Annotated in this window: 13 protein-coding genes; all 13 read left to right on the top strand. The window is 31.5% G+C overall.

What is annotated here, in order from left to right; genetic code table 11:
* The first annotated feature begins 285 nt into the window (after positions 1-285).
* The 13 genes from QO200_RS08130 to QO200_RS08070 all read left to right on the top strand — a co-directional run bounded on the left by QO200_RS08130 (position 286) and on the right by QO200_RS08070 (position 15193).
* Positions 286-423, top strand: a complete 138-nt coding sequence (locus QO200_RS08130; protein ID WP_371538565.1) for a hypothetical protein — start codon at positions 286-288, stop codon at positions 421-423.
* A gap of 1521 nt (positions 424-1944) precedes the next feature.
* A complete protein-coding gene (locus QO200_RS08125; protein ID WP_371538563.1) occupies positions 1945-2097 on the top strand; it encodes a hypothetical protein in 153 nt (50 codons plus the stop codon).
* A gap of 149 nt (positions 2098-2246) precedes the next feature.
* Positions 2247-3371, top strand: coding sequence for a GDP-mannose 4,6-dehydratase (gene gmd, locus QO200_RS08120; protein ID WP_371538562.1), 1125 nt, complete (start codon positions 2247-2249; stop codon positions 3369-3371).
* Positions 3372-3451: 80 nt separating this feature from the next.
* Entirely contained in the window at positions 3452-4864 is a 1413-nt protein-coding gene (locus QO200_RS08115; protein ID WP_371538561.1) for a nucleotide sugar dehydrogenase, read from the top strand.
* Positions 4865-4926: 62 nt separating this feature from the next.
* Complete coding sequence (locus QO200_RS08110) at positions 4927-6216, top strand: lipopolysaccharide biosynthesis protein (RefSeq protein WP_371538560.1); 1290 nt, start codon at positions 4927-4929, stop codon at positions 6214-6216.
* Positions 6217-6219: 3 nt separating this feature from the next.
* Positions 6220-7125 carry a glycosyltransferase family 2 protein gene (locus QO200_RS08105; RefSeq protein WP_371538559.1) on the top strand — a complete coding sequence of 302 codons (906 nt, stop codon included), beginning with the start codon at positions 6220-6222 and terminating at the stop codon, positions 7123-7125.
* Between the two features lie 3 nt (positions 7126-7128).
* Positions 7129-8199 (top strand): acyltransferase family protein, encoded by a 1071-nt coding sequence (locus QO200_RS08100; protein ID WP_371538557.1) that lies wholly within the window; start codon positions 7129-7131, stop codon positions 8197-8199.
* Positions 8196-9119, top strand: coding sequence for a hypothetical protein (locus tag QO200_RS08095; RefSeq protein WP_371538556.1), 924 nt, complete (start codon positions 8196-8198; stop codon positions 9117-9119). Before QO200_RS08100 ends, QO200_RS08095 begins: the two co-directional genes overlap by 4 nt.
* 10 nt (positions 9120-9129) lie before the next feature.
* Positions 9130-10128, top strand: a complete 999-nt coding sequence (locus tag QO200_RS08090) for a hypothetical protein (protein WP_371538554.1) — start codon at positions 9130-9132, stop codon at positions 10126-10128.
* 19 nt (positions 10129-10147) lie between these two features.
* Positions 10148-11119 carry a hypothetical protein gene (locus QO200_RS08085; RefSeq protein ID WP_371538553.1) on the top strand — a complete coding sequence of 324 codons (972 nt, stop codon included), beginning with the start codon at positions 10148-10150 and terminating at the stop codon, positions 11117-11119.
* A gap of 938 nt (positions 11120-12057) precedes the next feature.
* On the top strand, positions 12058-13035 hold the full coding sequence (locus QO200_RS08080; RefSeq protein WP_371538552.1) for an exostosin family protein: 978 nt from the start codon (positions 12058-12060) through the stop codon (positions 13033-13035).
* An 85-nt stretch (positions 13036-13120) separates the two neighbouring features.
* Positions 13121-14113, top strand: coding sequence for a glycosyltransferase family 2 protein (locus tag QO200_RS08075; protein WP_371538551.1), 993 nt, complete (start codon positions 13121-13123; stop codon positions 14111-14113).
* Positions 14114-14302: 189 nt separating this feature from the next.
* Positions 14303-15193, top strand: a complete 891-nt coding sequence (locus QO200_RS08070) for a hypothetical protein (RefSeq protein ID WP_371538549.1) — start codon at positions 14303-14305, stop codon at positions 15191-15193.
* Positions 15194-15196: the final 3 nt, after the last annotated feature.

Below are 15196 nucleotides of genomic sequence, written 5' to 3'. Positions count from 1 at the left end.
GCTTTTGTTACAAGTTTAAGTAATTAGGAAGGAGGTTTTAAATATGAATTTTATATTGTTTATTTTTATGAAATATAATGTATACCAAAATATAATAAAAATAAGAGAATTAAAAAATTTAACCAGAGAGTATGTTGCATCTGAATTAAAAATGAGTATCAATGGTTATGGTAAAATAGAAAAATGCGATGTTGATTTGAGTGCTTCAAAATTGATTGAAATACCCAAAATTTGTAGAGGCTTTTATTGAGTTTATCTTTAAATTTGATTTTTCCATTTTTTTTAATGAGTCCAAAGAACCCGTTAAAAAAAATAAGCGGAATCTTTAAAGTAGAGGAAATGATTCAGATGGAGATGAGCGTTAAAACGTATGCGCAAATTGAAAAAGGAGGGGTGAACTTGAAATTCTCAAAATTGGATTAGTTCTCCAAATTTTTAGGGGTCAAAATGAGTGCCATTTTTAAAATGGAGTATTAATTCTTTGTTTTTCATCACCTACTTTCACCACTTAAACTCTTATTTTATAAGCTGCAAATAGGGAGTTGAATTTTAGGGATTTAGCTATTATTGGCTGAGATCCCCGAATTATTTTTAAATGTGTTTTACTTTTAGCGCATATCCTAAAGATTCTACTATTAAAGCGTACTGTGTTTTTGTGATGTCTTTGACAGGCCCATTTTGCTCATAAAATGGGCCTGAGTTTAACTTTGTTTATTGTCCAATTTAGTACTGTATTACTGAAAACCCTGTTGCCGTATCGTTACTATTAAGCCATTTTTGATGATATTAATTTCTTTGTCTTTTACGGTAGCATGACTTCTTAACCAGAATACGTAAACTATAACCCGGGCGAATTGAATATTAGGTTCCTGTCTTTTTCAGGTAACTGAAAAAAGTGTAATTATTGAATAAAGGGACTTCGGCCTCTATTTTCCTCTCAGACTTTTGTTGTACTTTTTTTAACATCGGAGAGTAGTAATTTACCTGAAACTGGGTTAATTGTTCCGCCTCTTTTTTTTACAATTTTGGTCTTGTGTATACTATATGCTATTTCGTAGTTTTTAGTTTATAAGTTTCTTTTTATTATAGTGGGCTTTCTATACTTTTTTTATTTGGTGTTCTGATTTGACTCTTAGTGCTTTACTGCTGATGCTTGAATAGGAAGTCGCCAAGGGATTACAGCTGTAAATTTAATTTTTAAAAAAACGATTTAATTGGTGTTTTATAGTAATTTGGTCTTTTCAAGGCTATTTAATTATTAAATACAATGTAGTTGTGCTTTTTATTTTATTATATTTGTGGCTGTTTTCATTATTTACTGGAGGTTAATCCTGATTTAGGGATCGATGTTTTTTGACGATACTATTTAAATCGTTTACATTAATAAAGAGAATAATGGGTTGAAAAATTTTTCTCTACTGGATAGTTATTATGTAACTATTGATGGGGTACCCATATTAAAATTTTAAATAAAAAATTGTCTTTACTTATTCGTTTACCATGTTTTATTGGATTAGAGTTAGTTTCAATTTGGTCGTCTGATGGGTCAAAAGTAGTTTACTGCCGATTCGAAAGAACTTTAAACATTATTTATTGATGCCTAAGAATAGTCTGCTTTATTGCGTTTCAACAAGGTGAAGGACGCTGTCAAAATTGAAAAGGCTGTTTCCAGTTGTCGTTAATGTTATTCCGCGTGCAACTTGTGCAGGATTAGTAGCTTTTTTTAAAATAATGAGCAAGCGGTAACGCAAATTAACCCGCAACTAGAGTTGTTAGATCCCACTTTACTTTAAAAAATTAGTTCCTCATTGATAAATAAAGCTTTCCTCATTCATATAGCAGGTCACAATGGCATGTTAGTAAGAGCCATTTGGAGAATCTTGACCGCGAAAGGCTATACCCATCTTATTGGTGCTTATAACAAAGAATTAGATTTAACAAATAATGGAGTTAGCTCTTCCAATTCAAAAGATTGTGGGACAGACTAGGGTTGTCCTTTGGGATGATACCAAACCTGACGGTGCTCCTCTAAAATTAATGGATATTTCTAAGATGTATGCTATCGGTTGGAATCACCAATTTAATCTAGAAGATTGAGTTCAGAGAACCTACAATTGGTTTTTAGAAAACATTGAAAATTTCAAATAAATTAGTTACTAATATTTTTTCATAATATCATTTCTAGAACTATATATATAGTTTTTGCAACTTTGCTACACAATGCCTTTGTGCTTTATAATTACATCATGAAACCATTACAAAAAATAGCGTTCATTACGGGAGTAACAGGACAAGACGGAGCGTACTTAAGTGAATTTTTATTAAAAAAAGGGTATATCGTTCACGGATTAAAAAGACGTTCTTCATTATTCAATACAGATAGAATTGATCATTTGTATCAAGATCCTCATGTAGAAAAGAGGAACTTCATTTTGCATTATGGCGATATGACAGATAGCACAAATTTGACTCGCTTAATTCAGGAAATCCAACCAGATGAGATTTATAACTTGGCTGCTATGAGTCACGTTGCTGTGTCATTTGAAACTCCTGAGTATACTGGAAATGCGGATGGATTAGGAACCTTACGAATTCTGGATGCGGTACGTTTATTAGGATTAGAAAAGAAAACTAGAATATACCAAGCTTCGACTTCAGAGTTGTATGGTAAAGTACAAGAAGTACCTCAATCTGAAACTACTCCTTTTTATCCACGCTCGCCTTATGCAGTAGCTAAGATGTATGCTTTTTGGATTACTGTAAATTATAGAGAGGCTTATGGGATGTATGCATGCAATGGTATTTTGTTCAATCACGAATCCCCTATACGAGGAGAAACTTTTGTAACTCGTAAAATTACAAGAGCGACTTCACGAATTGCTTTAGGTTTACAAGATAAGTTTTACTTAGGAAACTTAGATGCTAAACGTGATTGGGGACATGCTAAAGATTATGTTCGCATGATGTGGATGATTTTACAAGCCGACGAAGCAGAAGATTGGGTTATTGCAACTGGAACGACTACTCCTGTTCGAGAATTTGTTCGTATGAGTTTTGCTGAAGTTGGAATCGAATTAGAGTTTAAAGGCGATGGAATCGATGAAAAAGGATTTGTTAAAGCTTGTAACAACCCAAAATTCCAACTAGAAATAGGTAAAGAAATATTAGCGGTTGACCCTAAATATTTCCGTCCTACGGAAGTGGATTTGTTGATAGGGGATCCTACCAAAGCAAAAACAAAACTAGGGTGGGAATGCCAATACGACTTGGCAGCATTAGTAAAAGACATGATGCAATCGGATTTGAAACTGATGAAAAAAGACCAGTATTTGAAAGAGGGAGGTTATACGACTTTGAATTATTTCGAGTAGTTTGTCTTTTGCCTATTGCTTAAAAAAGCGTTTAGCAACTACTAATTAAATTTAATTGTTAGCAATTATAAAATTATAAAATGAAAATAAAAAATATATGTTGTTTGGGTGCTGGTTATGTTGGAGGTCCAACTATGTCCGTTATCGCCTTAAAATGTCCTGAAATTAAAGTGACTGTAGTCGATTTAAACGAAGCGCGTATTGCCGCATGGAATGATGTCAATTTAGATAATTTACCCGTATACGAACCTAGATTGGCAGAGGTAGTAGGGGAAGCACGTGGTCGGAATCTTTTTTTCTCTACCGATGTTGATGCTGCAATTGATGCAGCGGATATGATATTTATTGCGGTCAATACCCCAACCAAAACTTATGGTGAAGGAAAGGGGATGGCTGCTGATTTGAAATTTGTGGAATTATGCGCTAGACAAATCGCGCGTATTGCTAAAAACGACAAAATTATTGTAGAGAAATCGACTTTACCCGTTCGTACTGCAGAAACGTTACAGACTATTTTAGACAGTACGGGGAATGGCGTTCATTTTGAGGTTTTATCCAATCCAGAATTTTTAGCTGAAGGAACTGCGATCGAAGATTTATTAAATGCGGATCGAGTACTGATTGGGGGAAAACAAACGCCAAAAGGAAAAGAAGCGATTCAAGCTTTGGTGGATGTATATGCGCATTGGTTAGCGCCGAAACAGATTTTGACTACGAATGTTTGGTCCTCGGAATTGTCAAAATTAACTGCGAACGCTTTCTTGGCGCAACGAATCTCTTCGATCAATGCGCTTTCTGCTTTGTGTGAAGCCACGGAAGCTAATGTGGATGAGGTGGCGAATGCCATTGGAACCGATAGTCGTATAGGGCCTAAGTTTCTTAAGGCATCAGTAGGATTTGGAGGTTCTTGTTTTCAAAAAGATATTTTGAATTTGGTGTATTTGTGTCGTTTTTTCAACCTACCCGAAGTCGCCAATTATTGGGAGCAAGTGGTTATTCTGAACGATTATCAGAAATACCGTTTTGCCAAAAATATCATCAGTTCGCTGTTTAATACGGTTAGTGATAAAAAGATTGCTTTTTTGGGATGGGCTTTTAAAAAAGACACCAATGATACCCGGGAGTCGGCAGCCATTTATGTAGCCGATCACCTTATTGAAGATGGTGCTCAAATACACGTATACGACCCTAAGGTTTCTGAGGCCAAAATAAAAGCCGACATGACTTATTTATGGGAATTGAATGGGCTAAGCGAGCAAAAAATAGCCGCCAAACTCAAACAACTATTTGTTTACCAAACGCCTTTGGAAGCTTTGGATCAGGCCCATGCAGTAGCTCTATTGACTGAGTGGGACGAATTTAAAACTTACGATTGGGAAACTATTTACCAAAACATGTACAAACCTGCCTTTGTATTTGATGGTCGTAATATTTTAGATGCGGATGCATTAACCGTTATAGGTTTTCAAGTTAAGGGGATTGGGAAAGGGTAAAAAAGTATTATAAATAAAAATCAGGATTATGTTGTTTTATTGTTATCAACAAATAGTAAAGAATGAAGAAGTCTTTTAATAAAATAAAGCAACACCGGCATTACGATAAAAGTATTAATATTCTAAAGTTAGTATCTTTAGTAGGTAGTACAGAAATTCTACTAAAGGGAATCGGATTTGTAACTGGGATTTTGATTGTACGAATGTTGCCTGTTCAGGAATATGCATGGTATACCTTAGCCAATACGATGGTGGGTACTTTGATTGTTTTGACCGATGGTGGGGTCTCAAACGGAGTATTAGCCATGAGTGGTAAGGTTTGGCAGGATCCTCAAAAATTAGGGTCGGTATTAGCCACAGGATTGGACCTTAGAAAAAAGTTTGCTGTTGTCACTTTAATTGTAGTTGTACCCATTATAATTTATTTATTACTTATTAATAAGGCCAGTTGGTTGACAGCGGTTTTGATTGTACTTTCTTTAATTCCTGCTTTTTATGCGGATTTGTCTGATTCTTTACTAGAAATTACACCCAAATTGCATCAGGACATCGCTAGTTTGCAAAAAAATCAAATAACTGTTAACGTTGGACGATTAGTACTAACAGTATTAACTGTATTTATTTTTCCTTTTACTTTTGTCATTTTGTTAGCCTCGGGAATCCCCAGAATTTATGGGAATCATAAATTAAAAAAAATAAATGCGAAGTTTGTTGATACTAATCAAAAACCAGACCCCGTAGTTCGGAAAGAAATTTTGCGAGTGGTTGCTCGAATACTCCCCAATATTATTTTCTTTGCCTTTTCAGGTCAAATTGTGATCTGGATTTTATCGGTTTTTGGGAATGCCAACGAATTAGCGAGTATAGGAGCCTTGGGCCGATTTTCTATACTAATTGGGCTTTTTACCAGTTTATTATCTACCTTATTTGTTCCTCGATTTTCAAGATTAGAAGATAATAAATCTAAAATAGTAAAAGCTTTTATCGTTTTTCAAATACTACTCTTTTTATTTACGGGTTTTGTAATGTTCATTGTCTTTCTTTTTCCAACACAAATGTTATGGGTGTTGGGGGCTTCTTATAGTGGTTTGTCTACCGAATTGTTTTTAATCTTATTAGCCAATTGTATTGGGCTTATCACTTCTATGACCGGACAGTTGATTGGAAGCAGAGGGCATTTTTTAAACCCCATATTGGTTATTGTCATGAATTTGGGTACGGTAACGGCTGCCTTTTTTATTTGGGATTTGTCTACACTACAGGGTATTTTGTATTATAGTATTTTGTACCAGTGTATTTCTTTAACTGTTAATTATAGTTTTAGTTTTTATAAATTAATTTTAAATAAGTAGTCAATGACAAATCCACTAATTAGTATTATAATTCCCGCCTATAATGCAAGTAAATTTTTACTTGAAACTCTGGAGTCCGTTAAAAGACAAACCTATACCAATTGGGAAATTGTTTTGGTCAATGATTGCTCTACAGATAATACCATCGAAATTGTAAATGAATTTTCAAAAGGTATTTCCAATTCTGTAAAATTGATTACCAATGCGAAAAACTCAGGTGTAAGTGTTTCTCGTAATGTTGCGGTGGCAAATGCCTCTGGAACGTGGTTGGCATTGCTCGATAGTGATGATGTGTGGTTGCCCAATCATTTAGAAACTTTGATGAATGAAGTGGACAAAGATCCCCAATTAAACTTGGTTTATGCGGGCTGTTTGGTTTTTTTAGATACTGTAGAAACTATTATATTTAAACAAGAAATCAGTGAGGACATGTTGAACAATTTTAACGTTTCCTTGTTTACCCATCAAATTGGGATCAATCCTTGTACTGTTTTGTTAGATACAAATTCTTGGAATAGGGTTGGAGGCATGGTGCAAAATCTTCAGCATGCAGAAGATAAAGACTTATTTATCAGATTAGCAAAAATGAATTATAGATTTAAATTTTCAAATCAACATACTGCTCTATATAGAAAACATTCTAATGTGTCAGCAGCTTCAAATAATGATTCTAAAATGGCATTGGGTTCTCTGTATATTTATGAAAAACATTTTGACTGGGATGCTATTCCATTAAAAATTAGAATTAATCAATTGTCTGATGCGTACTTATCATATGCTAGGTTAATAAGACATAATGATTTAAATAAGGGAGTTGAGAATAGTTTGAATGCATTGAAAATTAAAAAAAGTTTAAAAAACGCATGCTATTTTTTTGCTTTTACCTGCTTGTCAATTATTAAACTATAAAACATGAAAAATATTTTTTATAAAGTTCCTACTTTTACTGAAAGTACTTGGGCACTTTTGGCTATAACTCGTTTTTGCTTAGCATTGGTAGTGATGGTTTCTATTGGGCATTTAAGTAATTTTGCACATGAGGGTGATATATTTAACAATTTAAGTAATTTTGGAGGTAAAACTGCGGTGATGGTTTTTCTTATGGTTTCTGGTATTTCTGTAGGTTATTCATTTGATAAAAATAAAATTGGGTTTTTTAAACGTCGCTTTTTACGAATTTATCCCTTGTATTTTATGGCTGTTTTAGGTACAGTTTTTTTACAATACTATTTAGGGTCACCATATCCAGTAAATAACATGCATTTTGTAGCAGCGGGAAATGCAACAAGTATTGCAAATTTTTTACTATTACAAGGTATCTTTTCTTTAAACATAATGTATAACGTACCTGTTTGGTCTTTAAGTGTAGAAGTTTTTTTATACCTTTTACTTCCTTTATTTTTTGCAATTCGATTGCGTTATCTTTATTTGATTGTAGTGATTTCATTATTTTTTTATTTTTATCATGCACATTTATATTCAATATCTTTATATGGAGTACAACATTTAATGTATGCTTGGCCATTTATTTTAGGTTTTTTAATTGCCGTTAGAAAACAATTTTGGAGAATTATTCCTTTAGTTTTAATAGGTGCTTGTGGTATTTATTATAATTTTTTAAAAGAGACAGTATTTGAAAAGTATTCTTTTGTTTGGTTTTTAATTTCAGTATTAATCATTTTCATTATCTTGTTTTCTAAAATAAGTTTATCAAAAAACACCAAAACTATATTTAATTTTTTAGGAACTATTTCTTATCCAATGTATTTGATACATATACCATTATATTTATTGTTATACCATCTAGGTATTCGAGAATCTTATCTTTTTGTAGGTCTAGCCATATTACTTTGTATTCCATTTAATTATATTTTTGATGATTGGTTAAAAAAAATATTTTGGAAACCATTAGTAAATAAATTAGACTCACAATTAAATGAATATAAGATTAAATCGATTTCTATTAAAAACCTTAAAGCATGAGAAAGATACCAGGACAAAGTGGTCTTACTAAAAAGACGGCGACAGCGATTGGCAAAAGGAATCGTGAGAAATTTGCAAAGAAGGTAACAGATGATTTGAGAAATTTATTAGCACAAGTCAATCAAAAAAAGACTATTGCAATGGAAGTGGCAAGTTTTTCTTCTTGTAATGATTTTCCTGAGCAATTATTGTCAATACTATCATTTATTAAGCATGTTGGTATTCCAATAAAATGGACCATTTATTCTGATGGGTCACATACTGATGCACAAAAACAACAAATAGCAAACGATTTTGAATATGTTGAAATCAAAAGTATTAAATGGGGGGGAATGGCTTCAATTGAAGAATTATGTTGTGAGGAATTAAAACCGTATCATTCCTATATTTTAGATTATGCATTAAATCATGCATTTGGAAAACGATTGTTTTATTATTTGAATCACCCAATTAATAGTCCTACCTTGTTTATTGATTCGGATATTTTATTTTATGAAAAAGCAAATAAGTTCGAAATGATGATTAAGGAAATGCCTGCAGAAAATGGATGGTTTATGCCAGATGTAGGATGGGGTTGTTTGGATAGCAGATATATAGCTACTCACACAGAACAATCATTGCAAGTAAATGCGGGTTTAATGTTTGTGATAAGAAAGTTTGAGAAATATAAAAACGCTCTTGAGTTTTATAAAGTTTTAGAATCAAAATATGAATATTTTAGTGAACAGACTATAATTAATATTTTGCTAAAGGATAATAAATTTATGCCATTAACACCTAAAACTTTTATTTTAGACACAGGAGATCAATTTGATTTCTCCTATTTGCATAAACCAAGTGAAATGGCTGTTCGTCATTATACGGGACCCGTTCGTCATAAGATGTGGCAAAAGGATTACAAATGGCATTTAGGATTATAAAATATATAGAATGAAAAAAGGTATTGTTTTAGTGGCCAATTTAAAGAGTCAGTGGTATTGTGAAAATTTAATTTTTTCCATTCGAAAAAGTGGTTGTAGACTTCCTATTCGATTGATTCACTTTGGTGGAGCCCCTATCAATTCAAAAAAAATCTTAGATGAAGTAGAATTTATGACCGTGGATGATTTTCCAGAAGAGGCCAAGGTGTTTATTGCCAATTTAAGAAGTGTATTGACAGATTGTCCTATGGGGTTTCTCTACCGTTTTTTAGCATGGTTTTCTGATTGGGACGAATTTATTTATTCAGACAATGATATTGTCGCCTTGATGAATTGGGAACGATTGTTTGATTATGCCGAAGGATATGATTTAGTTCATGCTGACGAAGAATATACGACACAAGGCATATTTAATTATTTAATACCTAATAAAATAGAAGAACTGTTTGGCAAAGGTAGTTTGAGCACGGCTATTACTGCAGGCCACATTCTGATAAAAAAGAATCCCAAAATGATTGCAGATATGAATGCCGCTGTTGAGTGGTTTAAACAGTATCCTGAAATACCCAAAAAACACGACCAATCCTTATTGCATATTGCAACACAACTTGGAGAATGGAAATTACTGAATTTATGCAAACCTCCCTATAATTGGTTGAGTTCTTGGTCGGGAGATTATAAAAATAGTTTGGATTTAATTCAAGCCATTCAAGGAAATGAAGAAAGAAGGTCGATTTCATTCCGTTCGTGGTATGCGACTTTGTCGGATGAAAATAAAAAGCAATATGAGAAACAATCTTTAAAAGAATATAAGAATGCTTCAATCAGTCATTTGCATTATTCAGGACGAGGTCGTCTAGGTAGTGAACCCATTGATGATTTGATGTTTTCGAGCCAAACAGATGAAAATAGGATGATGGGATTTTTTAAAATACAACTAGCTGATATGTTTTACATCACTTTTATGAAAAATCAATTTAAACGAGTTAAACGATATTTAAACCGCTAATTACAATAAAACAAGACATATGATTGCAGCAATTTGCACTCTTTTCGAAGGACATTATCACTATGGAGTGGCTACACTCTCCAACTCTCTTTATAAAAATGGGTTTCGAGGAACTGTATATGTAGGGTATCGTGGTTCATTACCTAGTTGGGCATTAAAGGGAAAAAAAGAGGCTATTGATAAATGGAAAGAAGCTATAATCGTATCACCAATAGAAGGATTGAAGTTGGTTTTCTTAAAATTAGAAACGAATTATAGTTTAACCAATTATAAACCTGACTTTATGCTGGAATTATGGGAAGGTCCAGCTAAGAATGCAGAAGCGCTTTATTATTTTGATCCCGATATTGTGGTCAATGACTCATGGGTTTGTTTTGAGCAATGGGTACAATGTGGAGTAGGACTTTGTGAGGATATCGATTCTCCTCTACAAGAATTTCATCCCCGGAGAGTAGGATGGAGAAATTATTTTAAAAAATTCAATATCGATTTAGAATATAAAAATCAAACCTATGTAAATGGAGGCTTTGTCGGACTGCTAAAAAAAGATATTTCTTTTTTGAAATTGTGGAATCAAATTCAAGTAAATATGGGGGCAGCAATAGGAGGGTTAGAAAATTCTATTTTTTCAAATGAATCACACAGTTTAATGTTAGTGGAAATGGAAGGTTTTACTATTTTTGACAAATCAGATCAAGACGCATTGAACGCTACTATTGAAGCTTTTGATGGTTCTATAAGTTATTTAGGTAAAGAAGGTATGGGCTTTAAGTATGGCCATGTAACCATGTTTCATGCATTAGGAAGTCCAAAACCATGGAACACTTATCATTTACTAAGAGCTATTCAAGGAAGACCTCCTAGAATTTTAGATACTTTTTACTGGGAAAATACAAAGAGTCCAATTTTTGTACATACTAAATTCGAAATTTTTAAAAAGAAAATTAGTGTTATTGTAGGTAAGTTTATTGGAAGGTTTTATAAAGTTTAAAATTTATGTAATAAGTGAAGGTTTAGTTGATAAAAACGTATCTTATTTGAAGAAAGTTACTTTTAATTATCAATGTGATTTTTTTTATTGCTATTAATGATGAAATATTTGATAATTTAGTTTTAACACATCATTTTAGAAAAGTTAATTATTATAGATTGTTAATTTCAGATTATATTAACGAAAATAAAATTTTGGTCTTGATTCAGATTTAGTTGTAAATGATTGAATAAAAGAATTTTATCAAACTGATTTAGAAGATTATTACTGTAGCAATTGAAAATCCCGGTTTTGACATGCGTCTAGAGTCAAAAATGAGCTTGGATTCATATTATTTTAATGCAGGTGTAATGTAATTAATTTGAAATTATGGAAAGATACTCAGTTAAATATAAATTTTATATCCTCTAATCCAAGTGTAGTCAGGTATCTTGATAAATGTGGGCTTGATGCAATCATTGATGGAAAATGGAAAAGGATGTATTTACGCTATGATCAACAATCTGTTATTTTTGAGGAAGATAATAAGCAATTACTTGAATAATTTTCAAATACAGAAGCTGAGGAATCCACTAAATTGCCAATAATAGTTCATTTCACAGGTGCAATTAAACCTTGGAATTTTAGAAGTAATCATCCTTATAAATATTTATATTATCAGAATTTAAGAAAAACTTCATTCAAATGATTTATACCTGAAAACATAACTATCATAAATAAATTTAATGATTGTTGATTCTTAAAAAGTTTTAGCCTAAAAATCATAAATTTCTTGAGTAATTTAAAATTTTGCAAATCAATGAAATTTTGTGTTTATGAAATGAATTGAATTGAATGAGTCAATTTTTAATTTAAACTTGTATTCTTGCTAAAATTATCTACGCGGTACAACTGAATTTTTTTAGAGTTTCTTTTAATATAGCAGAATTGTTTTTAGTATGAAAATATTTATTTTATCCGCTTATCCTGAGCACAAACATAATTTTGCGTACAAAAATATAAAGAAATCAAGTTTATTTGATTCTTTTGAAAAACACAAATTAGAAGTTAATCCTGAAGTTGCAGATTTAATTATTTTTGTTGAACATCATCCATGGTCTGATCCATATTTTTTTCAAGTATTACAGCATTCTTTGTATAAAAAATATAAAAAAAAATGTTATTTGTACCATGATAGTGATATTAATCTAACTTTTATTCCAACAATTTCACCTTCGATATGCGTTAGTCATTTCAATAAAAAACTGCATTTTTCCTATCATTACCTTGAACAAATTTCATTAAACCCTTACGTTGAATTTATTCCTAATAAAATTATTGAAAAAAAATATTTGTTTTCTTTTATGGGTGCAAGTCGGACTTATCCTAAAGTAAGGGAGAATATTATAAAAATATTTCAAGGTGATGAAAATGTGCTAGACACAAATAATTGTAATTCTTGGGAATTAGATGAAAAGGAGCGTGATTTATATTTTCAAAATTATGCGAAAATTTTATTTCAGAGTAAATTTATCTTATGTCCTAGGGGTATTGGTCCAAGTTCATATAGACAATATGAAAGTATGAAAATGGGAATTGCTCCTGTTATTATTTCTAACGAATGGATTGAAACCAAGGCTATTGATTGGAAAAGTTGTTCGATTCGAATAAAAGAAAAAGATGTTAGTGAAATACACAATATACTTAAAAATAGAGAAAAAGATTTTTTGGAATTAGGTATTAATGCAAGAAAAAATTATGAACAATTCCTTTCGTTTGAAAATCAGTTCCATTATCTTTCTGAAGCGGCAGCTGAATTACATACTTTTAGAAAACAAGTAACTGCATTTGATTATTTAAAAGAATATTTGAGATTTTTAGAACCTTTTCATTTTCGAAATTTATTAAGATATTATAAAAACAAAATTACACATTAAATATTCTGTAAGTATTTAATTAAATATCGTTTTATGAACACATTTTTATTGATTAAAGATTAGTCAGTTAGGTAAAATAAAATTTATGAAAATAGTCGTTTTAACTCCAATAAAAAATGAAGAGTGGATTTTGGATAAATTTCTTAAGACTTGCTCACTTTTTGCTGATCATATTATTATTGCTGATCAAAATTCAAGTGATAAGTCGGTTGAAATAGCCTTAAATTATGATAAAGTTACTTTAATTAAAAATGAAAATACTGATTTTAATGAAGGAGATAGACAAAAGCTATTAATTAACACAGCTAGAGAGTTATTTGGATTGGGGAACTTTTTATTGGCATTAGATGCGGACGAATTAATAACAGCGAATAGCTTATATTCTAAAGATTGGGAAAAAATAAAACAGGCTGCACTTGGTACAGTTTTTTTGTTTGACAAGCCAACCCCGCTGTTCAACTTGAATTTGGCCTTGATTTATCGTGAGGGTTTTCCATTAGGATTTGTTGATGATGGTTCAGAACATTTTCCTTCTGAAATACATAGTGTAAGAATACCAACACCTATACATGCAACTTATATACTAATTGAAAATATTTCATTTTTGCATTTATGTTTTGTAAGGGAAAATATTCAATTTTCAAAAAACAGATATTATTGTTCTTTAGAAAAAATACAAAAGAAACAAAAAGTTAGAATTCGTAGATTAATGTATAGTTTCTTTAAACCTGACGATTATGTCAAGTTAGGCAACACAGAAAAAATTGATACTAATTGGTATAAGTTATATGATGAAATGGGGCTTAATTTGAAGGATTTTAAAAATGATACCTACTATTATATGGATTTTGAAGTTTTAAAATTATTCAGTAAATATGGGGAAAGATTATTTTATAATGAGCCTATATGGTATTTTGATTGGGAATCTTGCCGATTAGAAGGATTAAATAGAGGCATTGAAGGAATACCTGGAAAACCTATAAATAAACCTAATAAATTTTATGTAAAATCTATAGACTTATATTTTAGTTTACTGAATTTTATAACATTAAAATGGAGAAATATTAGAAAAAGATAATTTTTCTAAACACTAAGGAGACGGGTAGACAAAGTGTTATTTCTATTAATTTCATGATAGATAGGGTGTAAAGTATATTTTTTATGATATGAGGATGTAGACACAAATTTAAGCTGTAATTTCTAGCTTCTAAAAAAGAAATTGAGATAGTTGTAACTAAAGTAAATATTAATTTTTATAGCATAATCAATGATTGGTACATACAAACGTATACTAAATTCTATTGGTCTATTTTTTACTAAATCAGCTCCTGCTTCAGGTGGTGGACTTGGTATTGTACTGTTTAGTAAGGATAGGCCGATGCAGCTAGAGGCTTTGCTTGAATCTATAAAGCAATGCATATCAGGCGACTGTCAGATTGTTATTCAATGGCAAACCTCTTCTGCTGATTTTGAAAAGGCCTATGGGCAAGTTTTAAAAAAATACTCGGATATCATTTTCGAACATGTAAAAGAAACAAACTTCAAATCGGATTTAATAAATGTAGTCAAAAACATCAAATTTTCGCGCTTGATGTTTTTAGTTGATGATATTTTATTTGTGAATCCTTTTTCTATTGAATGGTTAAACGATATCGATTTAAGAAAAAATGTGCCAAGCATTCGATTGTGGTCAGGGATCAATTATACGCAACCTAGTGATTCGATTAGTCCAGCTCCTTATCTTAGTCCGTTCGCAATGGAGCCTTGGTCTAGTTTTTCTTGGATGGAATCATCCGGTTATTGGTCTATGCCATTAGCTGTAGATGGAAATGTATTTGACACCAAAGAAATTCTATTTCTTTTGGAACGAACCCAATTTAAAGCACCAAACACTTTAGAAAAAGCATTTGGCCCCTATCGATTTAAATTTAAATACAGAAAAGGGCTTTGTTTACAACACCCTATCATCTTAAATTTTGCACTCAATCGAGTAAATATTGAAAATAATGATTTTGCTTGTGGTGATGAGTATACTTCTGAAAAATTATTAGATTTATGGCATTTAGGGTATCGCATTGATATAAAAGAGATGCAAAAAATAAAAGCAAACAGTTGTCATATTATTTGTGAGCCCTTATTTAAAGAATTAAACTGCTAGGTC

Origin of the sequence: Flavobacterium sp. Arc3, assembly GCF_041431375.1 — a bacterium.
GTDB lineage: Bacteria > Bacteroidota > Bacteroidia > Flavobacteriales > Flavobacteriaceae > Flavobacterium.
Note: the sequence above shows the minus strand (reverse complement) of the source record. Positions and strands in the feature narration are given on the sequence as shown.